The organism is Nonomuraea sp. NPDC052129 (genome assembly GCF_040680095.1).
Lineage (GTDB): Bacteria > Actinomycetota > Actinomycetes > Streptosporangiales > Streptosporangiaceae > Nonomuraea.
Genome location: NZ_JBFAVX010000001.1, coordinates 406,461 through 420,377, shown reverse-complemented (window position 1 = coordinate 420,377; position 13,917 = coordinate 406,461). Strand labels below are relative to the sequence as shown.

13 protein-coding genes are annotated in these 13,917 nt (G+C 70.1%); all 13 read left to right on the top strand.

Annotated features, from left to right (window positions below; translation table 11 throughout):
- Positions 1–44: 44 nt before the first annotated feature.
- The 13 genes from AB0L53_RS01915 (at position 45) to AB0L53_RS01855 (ending at position 13,908) form a co-directional block, all read left to right on the top strand.
- Positions 45–617 (top strand): DUF4190 domain-containing protein, encoded by a 573-nt coding sequence (locus AB0L53_RS01915; RefSeq protein WP_363988931.1) that lies wholly within the window; start codon positions 45–47, stop codon positions 615–617.
- Positions 618–734: 117 nt separating this feature from the next.
- Positions 735–1,328, top strand: coding sequence for a CD225/dispanin family protein (locus tag AB0L53_RS01910; RefSeq protein ID WP_357945512.1), 594 nt, complete (start codon positions 735–737; stop codon positions 1,326–1,328).
- Positions 1,328–1,759 (top strand): DUF2752 domain-containing protein, encoded by a 432-nt coding sequence (locus AB0L53_RS01905; protein WP_357945515.1) that lies wholly within the window; start codon positions 1,328–1,330, stop codon positions 1,757–1,759. The genes AB0L53_RS01910 and AB0L53_RS01905 overlap by 1 nt, the downstream gene beginning before the upstream one ends.
- 119 nt (positions 1,760–1,878) lie before the next feature.
- Positions 1,879–2,718: an indole-3-glycerol phosphate synthase TrpC gene (trpC, locus tag AB0L53_RS01900; RefSeq protein ID WP_225291735.1), complete on the top strand. Its 840-nt coding sequence runs from the start codon at positions 1,879–1,881 to the stop codon at positions 2,716–2,718.
- 38 nt (positions 2,719–2,756) lie between these two features.
- The gene (gene trpB, locus AB0L53_RS01895) at positions 2,757–3,962 is read left to right on the top strand and encodes a tryptophan synthase subunit beta (protein WP_358438981.1); all 1,206 of its coding nucleotides are present in this window, start codon (positions 2,757–2,759) and stop codon (positions 3,960–3,962) included.
- A 112-nt stretch (positions 3,963–4,074) separates the two neighbouring features.
- Positions 4,075–4,875: a tryptophan synthase subunit alpha gene (gene trpA / locus AB0L53_RS01890; protein WP_357945518.1), complete on the top strand. Its 801-nt coding sequence runs from the start codon at positions 4,075–4,077 to the stop codon at positions 4,873–4,875.
- Positions 4,876–5,035: 160 nt separating this feature from the next.
- Entirely contained in the window at positions 5,036–9,058 is a 4,023-nt protein-coding gene (locus AB0L53_RS01885; protein WP_363988926.1) for an endo-alpha-N-acetylgalactosaminidase family protein, read from the top strand.
- A 274-nt stretch (positions 9,059–9,332) separates the two neighbouring features.
- Positions 9,333–9,818 carry a MauE/DoxX family redox-associated membrane protein gene (locus tag AB0L53_RS01880; RefSeq protein WP_363988923.1) on the top strand — a complete coding sequence of 162 codons (486 nt, stop codon included), beginning with the start codon at positions 9,333–9,335 and terminating at the stop codon, positions 9,816–9,818.
- Complete coding sequence (locus tag AB0L53_RS01875) at positions 9,815–10,567, top strand: thioredoxin domain-containing protein (RefSeq protein WP_363988921.1); 753 nt, start codon at positions 9,815–9,817, stop codon at positions 10,565–10,567. Before AB0L53_RS01880 ends, AB0L53_RS01875 begins: the two co-directional genes overlap by 4 nt.
- Positions 10,568–10,593: 26 nt before the next feature.
- A complete protein-coding gene (lgt, locus tag AB0L53_RS01870; RefSeq protein ID WP_363988918.1) occupies positions 10,594–11,799 on the top strand; it encodes a prolipoprotein diacylglyceryl transferase in 1,206 nt (401 codons plus the stop codon).
- The gene (locus AB0L53_RS01865; RefSeq protein WP_363988915.1) at positions 11,796–12,500 is read left to right on the top strand and encodes a VIT1/CCC1 transporter family protein; all 705 of its coding nucleotides are present in this window, start codon (positions 11,796–11,798) and stop codon (positions 12,498–12,500) included. The genes lgt and AB0L53_RS01865 overlap by 4 nt, the downstream gene beginning before the upstream one ends.
- Positions 12,500–13,315 (top strand): hypothetical protein, encoded by an 816-nt coding sequence (locus AB0L53_RS01860; RefSeq protein ID WP_363988912.1) that lies wholly within the window; start codon positions 12,500–12,502, stop codon positions 13,313–13,315. Before AB0L53_RS01865 ends, AB0L53_RS01860 begins: the two co-directional genes overlap by 1 nt.
- Positions 13,312–13,908, top strand: a complete 597-nt coding sequence (locus AB0L53_RS01855; protein WP_363988910.1) for a hypothetical protein — start codon at positions 13,312–13,314, stop codon at positions 13,906–13,908. Before AB0L53_RS01860 ends, AB0L53_RS01855 begins: the two co-directional genes overlap by 4 nt.
- Positions 13,909–13,917: the final 9 nt, after the last annotated feature.

Genomic DNA, 13,917 nt, shown 5'->3' with positions numbered 1-13,917 from the left:
AGCTGCCTCTGCAACGGGCCAAGAGGGGATGAGGTGCCAGTGGCATGAGCTACGGGGATCAGGGCAACAGCGGGGGTTACGGCGCGCAGCCGCCCGGCGGAGGCTACGGACAGCCTCCGGGCCAGAGCCAGCCTCCGGGCTACGGTCAGTCTCCCGGTTACGGCCAATCTCCGGGCTACGGTCAGTCTCCGGGTTACGGTCAGCAGCCCCCGAGCGGTTATTACGGTCAGCAGCCGTCCGGCGACTACGGCTACGGCCAGCAGCCGTCCGGCGAATATGCGTACGGTCAGCAGTCGCCGGGCGCCTTCGGGCAACCCGGCTACGGCGCGTACGGGGCCCCGCAGAGGAACACCAGCGGCCTGGCCGTCGCCTCGCTCGTCCTGGGCATCGTCGGGCTGCTGTTCTGCGGCCTGACCAGCATCCCCGGTGCCATCGTCGGTCACATCGCCCTCAACCGCATCAAGCGCACGGGCGAAGAGGGCCAGGGCATGGCCATGGGCGGCCTGATCACCTCGTACATCACGATCGTGCTCTGGGCGATTCTCTGGCTCGTGTTCGGCGGTATTTGGCTGACCTTCGTGGGGCTCGCGACCGCCACCACGACTGGAAACTACTGACCCACAGGGCATCCAGTCGGTTACAAATTGTCCGCAACGTGGACGTTATTCCACGTCGATAGTGGTTTGTCGCTAGGCTGCCGCGCGCAACGCGCCACAGATTGAGGAGTCATCAGCATGAGCTACGGAAACCAGGGCGACGGCGGTTACGGCGCCCAGCCGCCCGGCGGCGGTTACGGTCAGCAGCCCCCGAGTGGTGGCGGTGGTTACGGTCAGCAGCCGCCCAGTGGCGGTGGCTATGGTCAGCAGCCGCCCAGCGGTGGCGGTGGTTACGGTCAGCAGCCCCCGAGTGGTGGCGGTGGTTACGGTCAGCAGCCGCCCAGCGGGGGTGGCTATGGTCAGCAGCCCCCGAGCGGTGGCGGCTACGGCGCCCAGCCTCCCGGTTACGGCCCGCCCCCCGGTGGCGGTTACGGTCAGCCCGGCGGTTACGGCGCGCCGCAGAGCCCGCCGGACAACCACCTGGTCGCGGCCATCCTCACGACGCTGTTCTGCTGCCTTCCCTTCGGTATCGTGTCGATTGTCAAGTCGTCGCAGGTGAACTCGAAGTGGCAGGCCGGTGACTACCAGGGCGCGATGCAGTCCTCGGAAGAGGCCAAGACGTGGTGGAAGCGCGCGCTGATCTTCGGCGCGATCATCAACATCCTCATCGTCATCGGCTACATCCTGCTCTTCGTGATCGTCGCCGCGAACACGTCGACCTCCGGATACTGATGGACATCGCGAACTTCGAGCGGCGCGGCACCGACCGGCTCCGGTCCGTGCTCGCGCCGCTCGGCGTCGCCGCCGCGGCGGGGGCGGTGTTCGCGGTCGTCGGCACGATCGACCCCAACCAGCCGGGCCACTATCCGACCTGTCCGTTCCTGTGGGCCACCGGCCTCTACTGTCCGGGCTGCGGTACGTTGCGCACCATCCACGCGCTGGCCCACCTCGACCCGGTGACCGCGCTCGGCCTCAACCCGCTCGCCATGGCGATGATCCCGTTTCTGCTGTTCTGGTGGGGGCGCTGGCTGGTCCGCGCCTGGCAGGGCAAGCCCAGGCGGACGACACTCGCGCATCCAGCTTGGCTTTGGGCGTTTCTCGGCATAGTGCTGGTGTACTGGGTGGTCCGAAACCTGCCATTCGGGGCGTTTCTCGCGCCGTAGTCGGGGGCCTGTGGTGAGGTGACCACGTCGGGGCCGATACCATCGCAAGACAGGCCGGGAGCGGACGCGATGCGAACTCTCTGCCGCCCCCAACTGCCGACCGGAGGGACCCCAAGCGCGTGAGTGAGCGGACCGAAGGGCCGAGCGTCCTCGACGACATCCTCGACGGGGTGCGCGCCGACCTCGCCACCCGTCAGCAGGCCGTGTCGCTTGACGAGCTCAAGCAGCGGGCCGAGCGGGCTTCGGGGCCCAAAGACGCGCTCGCCGCGCTCGGCGGCGACCGGATCTCGGTGATCGCCGAGGTGAAGCGCTCCAGCCCGTCCAAGGGCGCGTTGGCCGCCATCGCCGACCCGGCCGCGCTGGCCGCCGACTACGAGGCGGGCGGCGCCCACGTCATCAGCGTGCTGACCGAACGCCGCAAGTTCGGCGGCAGCCTCGAAGACCTGGCCGCTGTCCGTGCCCGCGTCGACATCCCGATCCTTCGCAAGGACTTCATCCTCACCTCCTACCAGCTGTGGGAGGCCAGGGCCCACGGCGCCGACCTGGCGCTGCTGATGGTGGTCTGCCTGGAGCAGGAGGCCCTGGTGTCGCTGATCGAGCGGGCCGAGTCCATCGGGCTCACCCCGCTGGTCGAGGTGCACACCGAGGAGGAGCTGGAGCGGGCGGTAGCGGCCGGCGCCCGGATCATCGGGATCAACGCCCGCAATCTGAAGACACTCGAGGTCGACCGCGACGTGTTCGCCAAGCTGGCGCCGAAGGTCCCCGATAATGTGATCAAGATCGCGGAGTCGGGCGTGCGGGGTCCGCATGACCTGCTCGCCTACGCACGGGTCGGCGCCGACGCCGTCCTGGTGGGCGAGAGCCTGGTCACCGGCAAGGATCCACGCAAGGCCGTGGAGGCGCTGGTGACCGCGGGCGCCCACCCCGCGACGCGCCCCGACCACGGAGCAGAGGGATAGCAGTGGCAAACGACGGCACCATTCTCACCGCCGCCGACCTGGCAGGTAACGGCGCCTACGGCAACGACCCCGACGTGCACGGCAAGTTCGGCATCTTCGGCGGGCGTTACGTTCCCGAGGCGCTCATCCCGGCCCTCGACGAGGTCGCCGCGGTCTACGAGAAGGCCAAGAACGACGCCGAGTTCCTGCGCGAGTTCGATCACCTGCTGCGTACGTACGCGGGCAGGCCGACCACGCTGACCGAGGTGCCGCGCTTCGCCGAGCACGCCGGCGGCGCGCGGATCATCCTCAAGCGCGAGGACCTCACCCACACCGGCGCCCACAAGATCAACAACGTGCTCGGCCAGGCGCTGCTGACCAAGCGGCTCGGCAAGAAGCGAGTGATCGCCGAGACCGGCGCGGGCCAGCACGGCGTGGCCACCGCCACCGCGGCGGCCCTGCTCGGCCTGGAGTGCGTCATCTACATGGGCCAGGTCGACTGCGAGCGCCAGGCGCTCAACGTGGCCAGGATGAAGCTGCTCGGCGCCACGGTGGTGCCGGTGACCAACGGCTCCCAGACGCTGAAGGACGCCATCAACGAGGCGTTCCGCGACTGGGTCACCAACGTCGACACGACCCACTACCTGTTCGGCACCATCGCCGGCCCGCACCCGTTCCCCGAGATCGTCCGCGACTTCGCGCGCATCATCGGCGTCGAGGCCCGCCGCCAGATGCTGGAGCTGACCGGCCGGCTGCCCGACGCGGTCGCCGCCTGCGTCGGCGGCGGCAGCAACGCGATCGGCATCTTCCACGCCTTCATCGGCGACGAGGGCGTCCAGCTGCATGGCTACGAGGCCGCCGGCCACGGCCTGGAGAGCGGCGAGCACGCGCTCACGCTCACCGCCGGCTCCGTCGGCGTGCTGCACGGCTCGCGCACCTACGTCCTGCAGGACGAGGAGGGCCAGACGATCGAGTCGCACTCGATCTCGGCCGGTCTCGACTACCCGGGCGTCGGGCCCGAGCACGCCTGGCTCAAGGACACCGGGCGGGCGGTCTACCACGGTGTGACCGACGACGCGGCGATGGCCGCGTTCTCGCTGCTGGCCAGGACCGAGGGCATCATCCCGGCCATCGAGTCGTCACACGCCCTGGCGGGCGCGCTGGAGCTCGGTCGTGAGCTGGGCCCCGAGGCGACCATCCTGGTCAACCTCTCGGGGCGCGGTGACAAGGACATGGGCACGGCGATGAAGTACTTCAACCTCTGACGGCCCGGGGTTCGCGCCGCACCGGCTCTGGAAGATGCCCGAGCACGGCGGCCGATGGCACCATGGCAAGGACGGCGGCGATGCGGCCCCTGACCACTGAGAACGGACGATCATGACTACTCTTCAGACGGTTTTCGCCACGGCGAAGGCGGAGAACCGGGCCGCACTGGTCGGCTACCTGCCCGCGGGCTTCCCGTCCAAGGAAGGCGCCATCACCGCGGCCGCCGCCCTGGTCGAGGCCGGCTGCGACGTGATCGAGATCGGGCTGCCCTACTCCGACCCGCTGATGGACGGGCCGACCATCCAGGACGCCGTGCACCGGTCGCTGGTCAACGGCACCCGGATCGCCGACGTCCTGCGCACGGTCGAGGGAGTCGCCGCCACCGGCGCGGCGACGCTGGTCATGACGTACTGGAACCCGATCGACCGCTACGGCGCCGAGCGGTTCGCACGTGACCTGGCCGCCGCGGGCGGCGTCGGCACGATCACGCCCGACCTGACGCCGGAGGAGTCGGAGCCGTGGCGGGCGGCCTCGGCCGCGGCGGGCATCGACACGGTGTTCCTGGTGGCGCCCAGTTCCACGGAGGCGCGCATCAAGGCCGTGGTCGACTGCTGCACCGGGTTCGTCTACGCGGCCTCGCTGATGGGCGTCACGGGCGCCAGGGAGACCGTCAACGTGGCGGCCGAGGACCTGGTCAAGCGCACCCGCGCGCACACCGCGCTGCCCGTGTGCGTGGGACTGGGCGTCGGCACCGGCAAGCAGGCGGCCGAGGTGGCCGGTTACGCCGACGGCGTCATCGTGGGCTCGGCGTTCATCCGCCGGATGCTCGACGCGCCCGACGAGGCGGCCGGCCGTGAGTCGATCGGCGTGCTGGCCCGGGAGATGGCGGCGGGCGTCCGCTCCCGCGCCTAACCGTTTTCTGTCAAATACCGCGACTCGCAACTGGACAAGTGTCAGTATTTCTGGCGTCGGTCCATGGCGCGTGTTGCGGTGGCGGGTTGTTGGTATCGGGGCCCCACGCAGTACGACGCATACCTGTGAAAGGACATATATGCGTCGGAGTCCCGTTACCTTGGTAGCCGCCCTTCTCCTCGTCTTATCGGCCGTCGCCCTGGCCGCCCCCGCACAGGCCACGCGCGTACCGGAGACTCCCGCACAAGACGCCGCGGGTTTCCTACAAGGCACCGCGGCTTCCGCGCAAGGTGCTGCGGGTTCCGCGCGAGGTGCTGCGGGTTCCGCGCGAGGTGCGGAGCCCACCCCGGAACCCGACCCGGAGCCGACGCCCACCTACCAGCTGTCCTCGCCCGACCAGCCGACCACCGGCCCCACGCCCCCGCCCCCCACGCAGCAGAATCTGACCCCCGAGCCCACCACCGTGGCCGAGCCCGTCAGGATCTCCTCCGGGCAATTGGTCGTCGACCTCGACCCGGCCTTCCCGAGGATCCTGCGCTACACCGACAAGGCGAGCGGCGCCGTACTCGACGGCAGCACCGCCGTGCCCGGCGTGGTGCTGAACGGCACGCCGTACGAGGCCACGGTCGCGCTGCGCGGCGCCGACGGCGCGTCCGCCCGCTACCGGCTGACCTTCGAGGCGGGCGTCACGCTGGACGCCAGCATCCGCGTCAAGGACCGGGTGACGACCTTCGCGATCGACGCGGTCTCCGACACCGAGGCGTTCCGGGTCAACACCATCGACCTGCCAGGGCACGATCTGGTGTCGGTGAGCAGCGACCAGCCAGGCGCCGCGACCGCCTTCACCAGGCTCGACCCCAACTCCACCCGTACGGCCGACGTCTTCGCCGCCGTCACCCCGGGGACGGCGCCCGACGCCGCCCCGATCGGCGCCTCGTACGCCATCGTCAACACCGGCGCCCTGGCCGCCGCGGTCGAGTCGAACTCCACCTACGACCGCCCCTCAGGCGTCACCGACAAGGACGCGGCCCGCTTCTGGCACCAGGCCAGGCAGGAGGACGGCGGCCGGATCAGGGTCGGCGTGTGGAGCGGTCAGTGGACCTACCGGGGCACCGGCTCGCCCTTCACCGAGGATCTGCCGTGGGCCAAGGTCGTGGTCACCCCCGACGCCAACGGCGACGGCGGCCTCGACTGGCAGGACGGGGCCGTCGCGTTCAGGAGCATCGGCGTCAAGGCGCCCGGCGCGGACGAGACCAAGGACCGGGTGATCGCGCACATCCCGTTCAACTTCTCCAGCCAGGCCACCCACCCGTTCCTGCGCACCCTCGACGACGTCAAGCGGATCTCGCTGGCCACCGACGGCCTGGGCCAGCTGGCCCTGCTCAAGGGGTACCAGTCGGAGGGCCACGACTCGGCCCACCCCGACTACGGCGGCAACTACAACAAGCGCGTCGGCGGCCTGGCCGACCTCAACACCCTGCTCAAGACCGGCAAGGACTGGAACGCGACGTTCGGCGTGCACGTCAACGCCACCGAGTCCTACCCCGAGGCGAAGAGCTTCAGCGAGCAGCTCGTCAACAAGGACACCAAGGGCTGGAACTGGCTCGACCAGTCGTACCTGATCGACCAGCGCGGCGACCTGACCAGAGGAACCCTCGCCAAGCGGCTCCAGCGGCTGCGCGCCGAGACCGACAGGAATCTGGCCCTCCTGTACGTGGACGTCTACCGCCCGCACGGCTGGGTGGCCGACCGCCTGCTCATCGAGCTGCGCGGTCAGGGCTGGCAGGTGGCCACCGAATGGGCCGACAAGCTGGAGCGCTCGTCTCTCTGGTCACACTGGGCCAACGACCTCAACTACGGCGGAGCCACCAACAAGGGACTGAACTCGCAGATCATCCGGTTCATCCGCAACGGCGAGAAGGACGTCTGGAACGCCCACCCCATCCTGGGCAACGCCCGCATCGTCGAGTTCGAGGGCTGGACCGCGCAGAACGACTTCACCGCCTTCTACCGCAACATCTGGGAGCACGACCTGCCGGCCAAGTTCCTGCAGCACTACCAGATCACCGACTGGAACCCCGACGAGATCGTCTTCACCGGAGGCGTGCGCGGCAAGGTGGTGGACGGCCGGCGCCAGCTGTTCGCGGGCGGTCACAAGGTGCTCGACGGCACGACGTACCTGCTGCCGTGGGCGGGCAAGTACTACCACTACAACCCGGCCGGCGGCACCACCACCTGGGACGCCGCCCGGCCGCTGACCGTCTACAAGCTCACTGACCAGGGTCGGGTCCGGGTGAGCGTCGCCGCTCCGACCGATGGCAAGATCACCCTGCGGGCCGAGGCGGGTGTGCCGTACGTGCTCTATCCCGGCAAGGCGCCCGCCCAGGCCGACCCTCGCTGGGGCGAGGGGAGCGGCGTCCGCGATCCCGGCTTCAACGGCGACGGACTGCGCGACTGGCAGGTCACCGGCCCGGTGAGTGTCCAGAAGAACGAGCGCGGCCAGCGCGTGGCCCTGCTCGGCGGCGGTCCGCAGGCCCGGCTGGAGCAGCGGCTGACCGGCCTCCAGCCCGGCCGCACCTATACCGCCTCGGCGTTCGTCGAGGTCGAACCCGGACAGGCCAGGCAGGCCACGCTGGAGGCCGGTGGCCGGAAGGCGACGATCCAGCGCTCGACCGCCAAGAACTACATCGCTTCCGACGAGAAGCACGACACCTACTTCCAGCGCGTCAAGGTCGCCTTCACCGCGCCGCGCGACTCCGTCACGCTGCGGATCACGGCCGCCGCCGGTGCGGCGAAGGTGCGGGTGGACGATGTACGGCTCATCAGGAGCGATCCGGCGGGTGGGACCGAGACGTTCGAGTCCGCCGAGCCGGGGTGGGGCCCGTTCGTCAAGGGTGACGCCGGTGGCGCGTTCGACGCGCGTACGCATCTGTCGGAGCGGCACGAGCCGTACACGCAGGCCGGCTGGAACGGCAAGACCGTAGACGACGTGATCAGCGGCGACTGGTCGCTGAAGGCGCACGAGGAGCGGCAGGGGCTGGTCTACCGGACCGTGCCGCAGACCGTACGGTTCGAGCCGGGACACGCCTACGAGGTGTCGTTCGGCTACCAGAGCGCCCTGGCGGACGCCTACGCCTGGGTGACCGGCTACGACAAGGGCACCTCCAGCGTGGAGACCCGGCGGACGCCGGTGCCGGAGCGGCGGAGCACGGGCAGGTTCGCCGAGCGGGTGGTCGCGGGCTGCGGCGACGTCTGGGTCGGGCTCCGCTCGCTGCTGCCCGAGCAGGCCGGGGCTGATTTCGTCCTCGACGACTTCGCCGTCAAGGACCTGGGGGAGGACCCCGAGGCCCAGACGTGCGCGTCGCTGGACGTGGTGCCCGCGACGCCCGCGTTCGAGCAGGGCGCGGCCTCCGAGGTCACCACCACGTTCGTCAACCTGGAGGACGTGGCGGCCCAGGATGTCAAGGTGACGATGACCGTACCCGAGGGCTGGACCGCCGCCGGGGACGGGACCAGCCCAGTGAAGTCCGGCCCTGTGAAGTCCGGCCCAGTGGAGACCGGCACTGTGGAGTCCCGCACCGTGGAGCCCGGCGGCAAGTTGGTGACCACCTGGAAGGTGACACCTCCTGCGGACGCGCCCTATGACACCTACGAGCTGAAGGCCGACGCCACCTACACCGCGGTGGGAGCCGCCAAGTCGATCGGCGCGGTGACGACCGTACGGACGCTGCCGCCGCCACCCACGGCGGAGGCTTGGGCGAGCGACCTGGAGTGGGTCAGCGCGGCCAACGGCTGGGGGCCGGTCGAGCGTGACCGGTCCAACGGCGACCTCGGCGCGGCCGACGGCACGCCGATCGTGATCGGCGGCCAGACGTTCGCCAAGGGGCTGGGCACGCACGCGCCCGCCGACGTCCGTTTCTACCTCGGCGGCCGGTGTACGGCCTTCACAGCCTCCGTCGGCGTGGACGACGTCCAGGCCACCAGGGGGTCCGTGGAGTACAGCGTGGTCGCCGACGGGGTGGTCAAGGCACACAGCCCGGTGCTGCGGGCCGCCGATCCGGCCTACGAGCTGACCGCCGACCTCACCGGAGCCCGGTACGTGGACCTCATGGCGGGCGACGGCGGCGACGGCAACGGCAACGACCACGCGGACTGGGGCGCCGCCAAGTTCGTCTGCGGTTAGCGGTCGGTCAGGTTCGTCTGCGGCCTCTGTGGCTTTTGCCGTTAGCGGTCGGTCGGTTCGTTCGCGGTTGGTGCTCGGTGAGTCGTGGCCGCTCGCCGCGGCGCCGTGAGCAGCGCGTACGGCCCGTGCGCGGGAAAACCCTCTTAACCGAGTCTTATCCCGGGCGTGGTCAGATGGGTTCCCGATACTGTGCGCTTTCCAGCGCAGAGAAAGAGGAGCCCTAGCCGTGGTCGCGTCGAAACAGTCACTTAACGCTCGGACGGCGGTACTCTGGGTGACGACCGTCGCCCGGCTGGTCCTGGGCGGGGTGCTGATCGTGGCCGGGTGGCTGAAGATCGGCAACCCGTCCGACTCCGTCGTGGCGGTCAAGGCTTACGAGCTGCTGCCCGACTCGCTCGCCACGACCGTGGGCTACGGCCTGCCGATCCTGGAGATCGTGGTCGGGGTGCTGCTGGTCGTCGGGCTGCTGACCAGGGTCGCCGGGGTGATCGGTGGGCTGCTCATGTTCGCCTTCGTCTTCGGCATCGCCTGGGCGTGGGCGCACGGCCTGCGGATCGACTGCGGCTGCTTCGGGGGCGGCGGACAGCTCGGGGCGGGGGAGCAGCCGGCCTATCTGCTCGACATTCTGCGCGACTTCGGTCTCGTGGTGCTCGGCGCCTGGATCGTGCGCTTCCCACCGGGACGTTTCGCGCTCGACTCGGCGCTCGGGTTGGCGGGTGGCGGGCGCGTACACGATGAACAAGAGGGGATCGACCAATGAGCAAGGGGGACCGTGCGAAGTCCGCGCGGGAGAAGATCAAGGCGCAGCAGGCCGCCGATCGCGTGCGGGAGCGGCGCAGAAAAGCCGTCACCTACGCGACCGTGAGCGTGGTCGCGGTGGCGGCGGTCGGGCTCGGCGTCTGGTACGCCGCCAGCACGTCGCAGGCGGAGCAGGCCGGCGGCCAGCTTCCGCCGACAACGGTGAACCCCGACGGTTCGGTCACCATGGCCCAGAGCGGTGTCACCAAGCCCGTCGTCGACATCTTCGAGGACTTCCAGTGTCCCGCCTGCAAGCAGATGGAGGAGGTGAGCGGTAGCACGTTCAGGAACCTCGCGGCCGAGGGCAAGGCCAAGGTCGTCTACCACCCCATCACGATCTTCAGTACCGATCCGACGAAGTCCAACTCCCTGCGGGCCGGTGCCGCCGCCCGCTGCCTGAGCGACGGCAAGCAATGGATCGCCTTCCACGACCTGCTCTACAAGAACCAGCCCAGTGAGACGGTCGAGGGCTTCAAGACCGACCAGATGGTGGACTGGGCCAAGCAGGCCGGGGCCACGGGGGCGGGCATCGACACCTGCATCACCGGCCAGAAGAACGTGCAGGCCCAGCTCGACTACAGCGCCAAGGTCATGAAGGAGCAGAAGCTGGGCGGCACGCCGACCGTCAAGCTCAACGGTACGGCCCTGGACAACAAGGTCGTCTTCGCGCCAAAGGATCTTCGCGATGCGGTCACGAAGGCGGCCAAGTAGTCCCGCTTCCGCTACCCTCACCTGACATGCCCCTTGCCTCGATTCCCAGCCCTTCTCAAGGGGTCTGGTATCTCGGATTCGTGCCGATCCGGGCCTATGCCCTGTGCATCGTGCTCGGCGTCATCTTCGCCGTCTGGCTGAGCGAGCGCCGCTGGCGCGCCCGCGGCGGCCAGGCGGGCACGATCATCGACATCTCCGTGCCCGCGGTGATCTTCGGCCTCATCGGCGGACGCCTCTACCACGTCATCACCGACTGGCAGACCTACTTCGGCGACCGCGCGATCAAGAAGCCCTACCAGGCCCTGTTCATCTGGGAAGGCGGGCTGGGCATCTGGGGCGCGGTCGCGCTCGGCGGCGTCGGCGTCTGGCTGGCCTGCCGGAGGCGCGGCCTGTCCCTCAGCGCGGTGGCCGACACGGTGGCGCCCGGCATCATCTTCGCGCAGGCGATCGGCCGCTGGGGCAACTGGTTCAACCAGGAGCTGTACGGCGGGCCGACCACGCTGCCGTGGGGGCTGGAGATCGACCAGCTGCACGGGGGCGAGCCGGGGGTGCTCTACCACCCGACGTTCCTGTACGAGTCGATCTGGGATGTCCTGCTGGGCTTCGCCCTGCTCTGGGCGGGCAAGCGGTTCGCGCTGCACCATGGGCGGCTGTTCGCCCTCTATGTCGCCGGCTACACGCTGGGGCGGTTCTGGATCGAGGGGCTGCGGATCGACCCCGTCGGCGGGGTGGACCACGCGGTGACACTCCTGGGGCTTCGGCTGAACCAGTGGACGTCGATCGTGGTGTTCATCGGGGCGCTGGCCTACTTCTGGCTGACCCGCAACAAGGACAGCGAGGAGTTCATCCTCCCGGCCGAGGTGCGGGAGGCCGCTGCGAGCGGCCCGGATCCGGCCCACGGGGTGGACCAGGCCGACTCGGCGGGCGACACCGCTGCTGATTCAGAGGCCGCTTCAGAGGCCGCTTCAGAGGCCGGGGAAGCGGACAAGGCGCCGGACGACACCCCGGATCCTGAGGTCGTACGTGCGGATGCTCCGGACCCCGCGGTGGTCGCTGAGGACGTCGCGCCGAAGGAGGAGTCCGCGAGCGAGGAGTCCGCCAGCGAGAAGTCCGCCGCCGAGGAGCCCGTACGCGAAGAGCTCGTACACGAGGATGACGCCCGCGAGGACGACGCGGCCGCGAAGCAGGAAGAGACCCCGGAGGTCGTTCAGCAGGAGAAGAACTCCAGATGAGCGGGGGCGCGGAGCAGCACCACCAGCACCGTGACGTCACCGGCGGCTGGCTGCGGCCGTCGGTGTTCGGCGCGATGGACGGCCTGGTGTCCAACTTCGCGCTCATCGCCGGTGTCGCGGGCGGCACCGGCGACACCAAGGTCATCGCCCTGGCGGGCATCGCGGGCCTGGCGGCGGGTGCCTTCTCGATGGCCGGTGGCGAATACGTCTCGGTGGCCAGCCAGCGCGAGCTGGCCCTGGCCGAGATCGCCGTCGAGCGCCGTGAGCTCGAACGCCACCCCGAGGCCGAGCAGGAAGAGCTCGCCCAGGTATTCATCGCCAGAGGCGTGGCGCCGGACCTGGCCGCCGAGGTGGCCAGGCAGATCTCCGAGAACCCCGCCGAGGCCCTGGAGGTCCACACCCAGAGCGAGCTCGGCGTCGACCTGCACGACCTGCCTTCGCCCAAGGTGGCCGCGGGCTCGTCGTTCCTGTCCTTCAGCGTGGGCGCGCTCCTGCCGCTCGTGCCGTACCTGATCGGCGTGACGAGCCTGTGGGTGTCGGCGGTCATCTCGTGCCTGGCGCTGTTCGGGGCGGGGGCGTTGGTCTCCACGGTGACCGCGCGTTCCTGGCTGTACTCCGGGCTGCGGCAGCTGATCGTCGGCGTGGTGGCGGCCGGGCTCACGTTCGGGCTGGGCAACCTGATCGGGGCGGGTGGGCTGTGATGGCCTCCAGAACGGCGACCCGCAAGCGCCGGCGCCCCGCGCGCTCCGACTGGCAGTTCCCCCTGCTCACCGACCTGGGGATGGACCCCAAGAAGCAGAAGCTCCTGGTGATCATCGTGTCGGCGGTGGGGGTGCTGGCCGCGGCGTTCGCCCTGGTCGCCTTCGTCAACTCGCTGGGCCAGTACACCCCCGAACAGCGCCGAGGCGCCGCCATCGTGCAGGCCGACGCGGCGCTGCCCGAGACCTACCACAGCTGGGCCTCGCCCAAGCTGTTCGATCCGATCGCCGACCGGGCCAAGGACCGCACACCGCTCACCGAGAAGGAGGTCTTCGGGCAGAAGACGCTCACCGGTGAGAAGAAACTCACTCTCAAGCTGGCCGGCAGCAAGCTCGACGCCGACTGCTCGGCGGCCGTCTGGGGCCCCGAACTCCTCGACCTGGTCGCCGGCGCCGAGTGCAGCCAGGCGGCCCGCGGTGTCTACACCACCCCGGACGGCCGCTACGTGGGCCAGTACACCCTGCTCAACCTGCGCGACGGCAAGGCCGCCGGCGAGCTGGTCGAATCGCTCAAGACGCTCTACCGGGGCGGCTGGACGAGCCCGGTCGGCTCCGGCAAGACCGCCTTCCCGCCGGGAGCTCACACCGAGGGAGGGGGCTACGCCTTGGGCCACTACGTCGGGCTGGTCTGGATCGGTCGGGCCGACGGCGCCGCCCCGACGCCCAAGGACGACTTCGTCTCGCTCTCGCTGACGCTCCGGGGGGCCGAGAAGGCCGTCTACCGCCGGGTCGTCTCGGTCACCGGGCCGGCGTCATGATGCGCGCCCGCGTCATGCTCCCGCTGGGCGTGGCCCTGGTGGCGGTGCTCGCCGTCGCGGGCTGGCTGTTGTTCCTTCGGCCCGAGGCCCGGCCGTCCACCTTCCGGGGCGAGCCGACCTCGGCGCTCTACTCCCTCATCGACTCCCGGCAGCGCGACGCGGCTCCGCTGACCGTGGACGAGGTGTTCACCCCTGCCACAGCGACGCTCGGCGGGTTGCGCCGCGTCTCGGCCGAGCAGCTCGCGGACTGCGACGACGCTCTCTGGGGCGCCTCGGCGGCGGGCTGCACGCAGGTGCTCCGGGCCACGTACACGGGCGACTTGGGGGCGGGGCAGTTCGTCATCTTCAACCTCACCGACGGGCGGGCCGCCGACGCGCTGGTGAAGGCGCTGTCCAAGGACGGGTTCGTCCGGCAGGCGGTCCCCTTCGACGCCGTACGCAGCCGCGCGCAGGCCAGGGCGCTCGGCCATTACGTCACTGTCGCGTGGGTGGGGCCGGTGCGGCCAGGGGAAACGGGGGACCTGGTGTCGCAGCTCGTGGCCCTCGACGGGCTCGGGCACATCATCCAGAAGCGCGTGGTCGACGCGACCTGACGCGCCCAC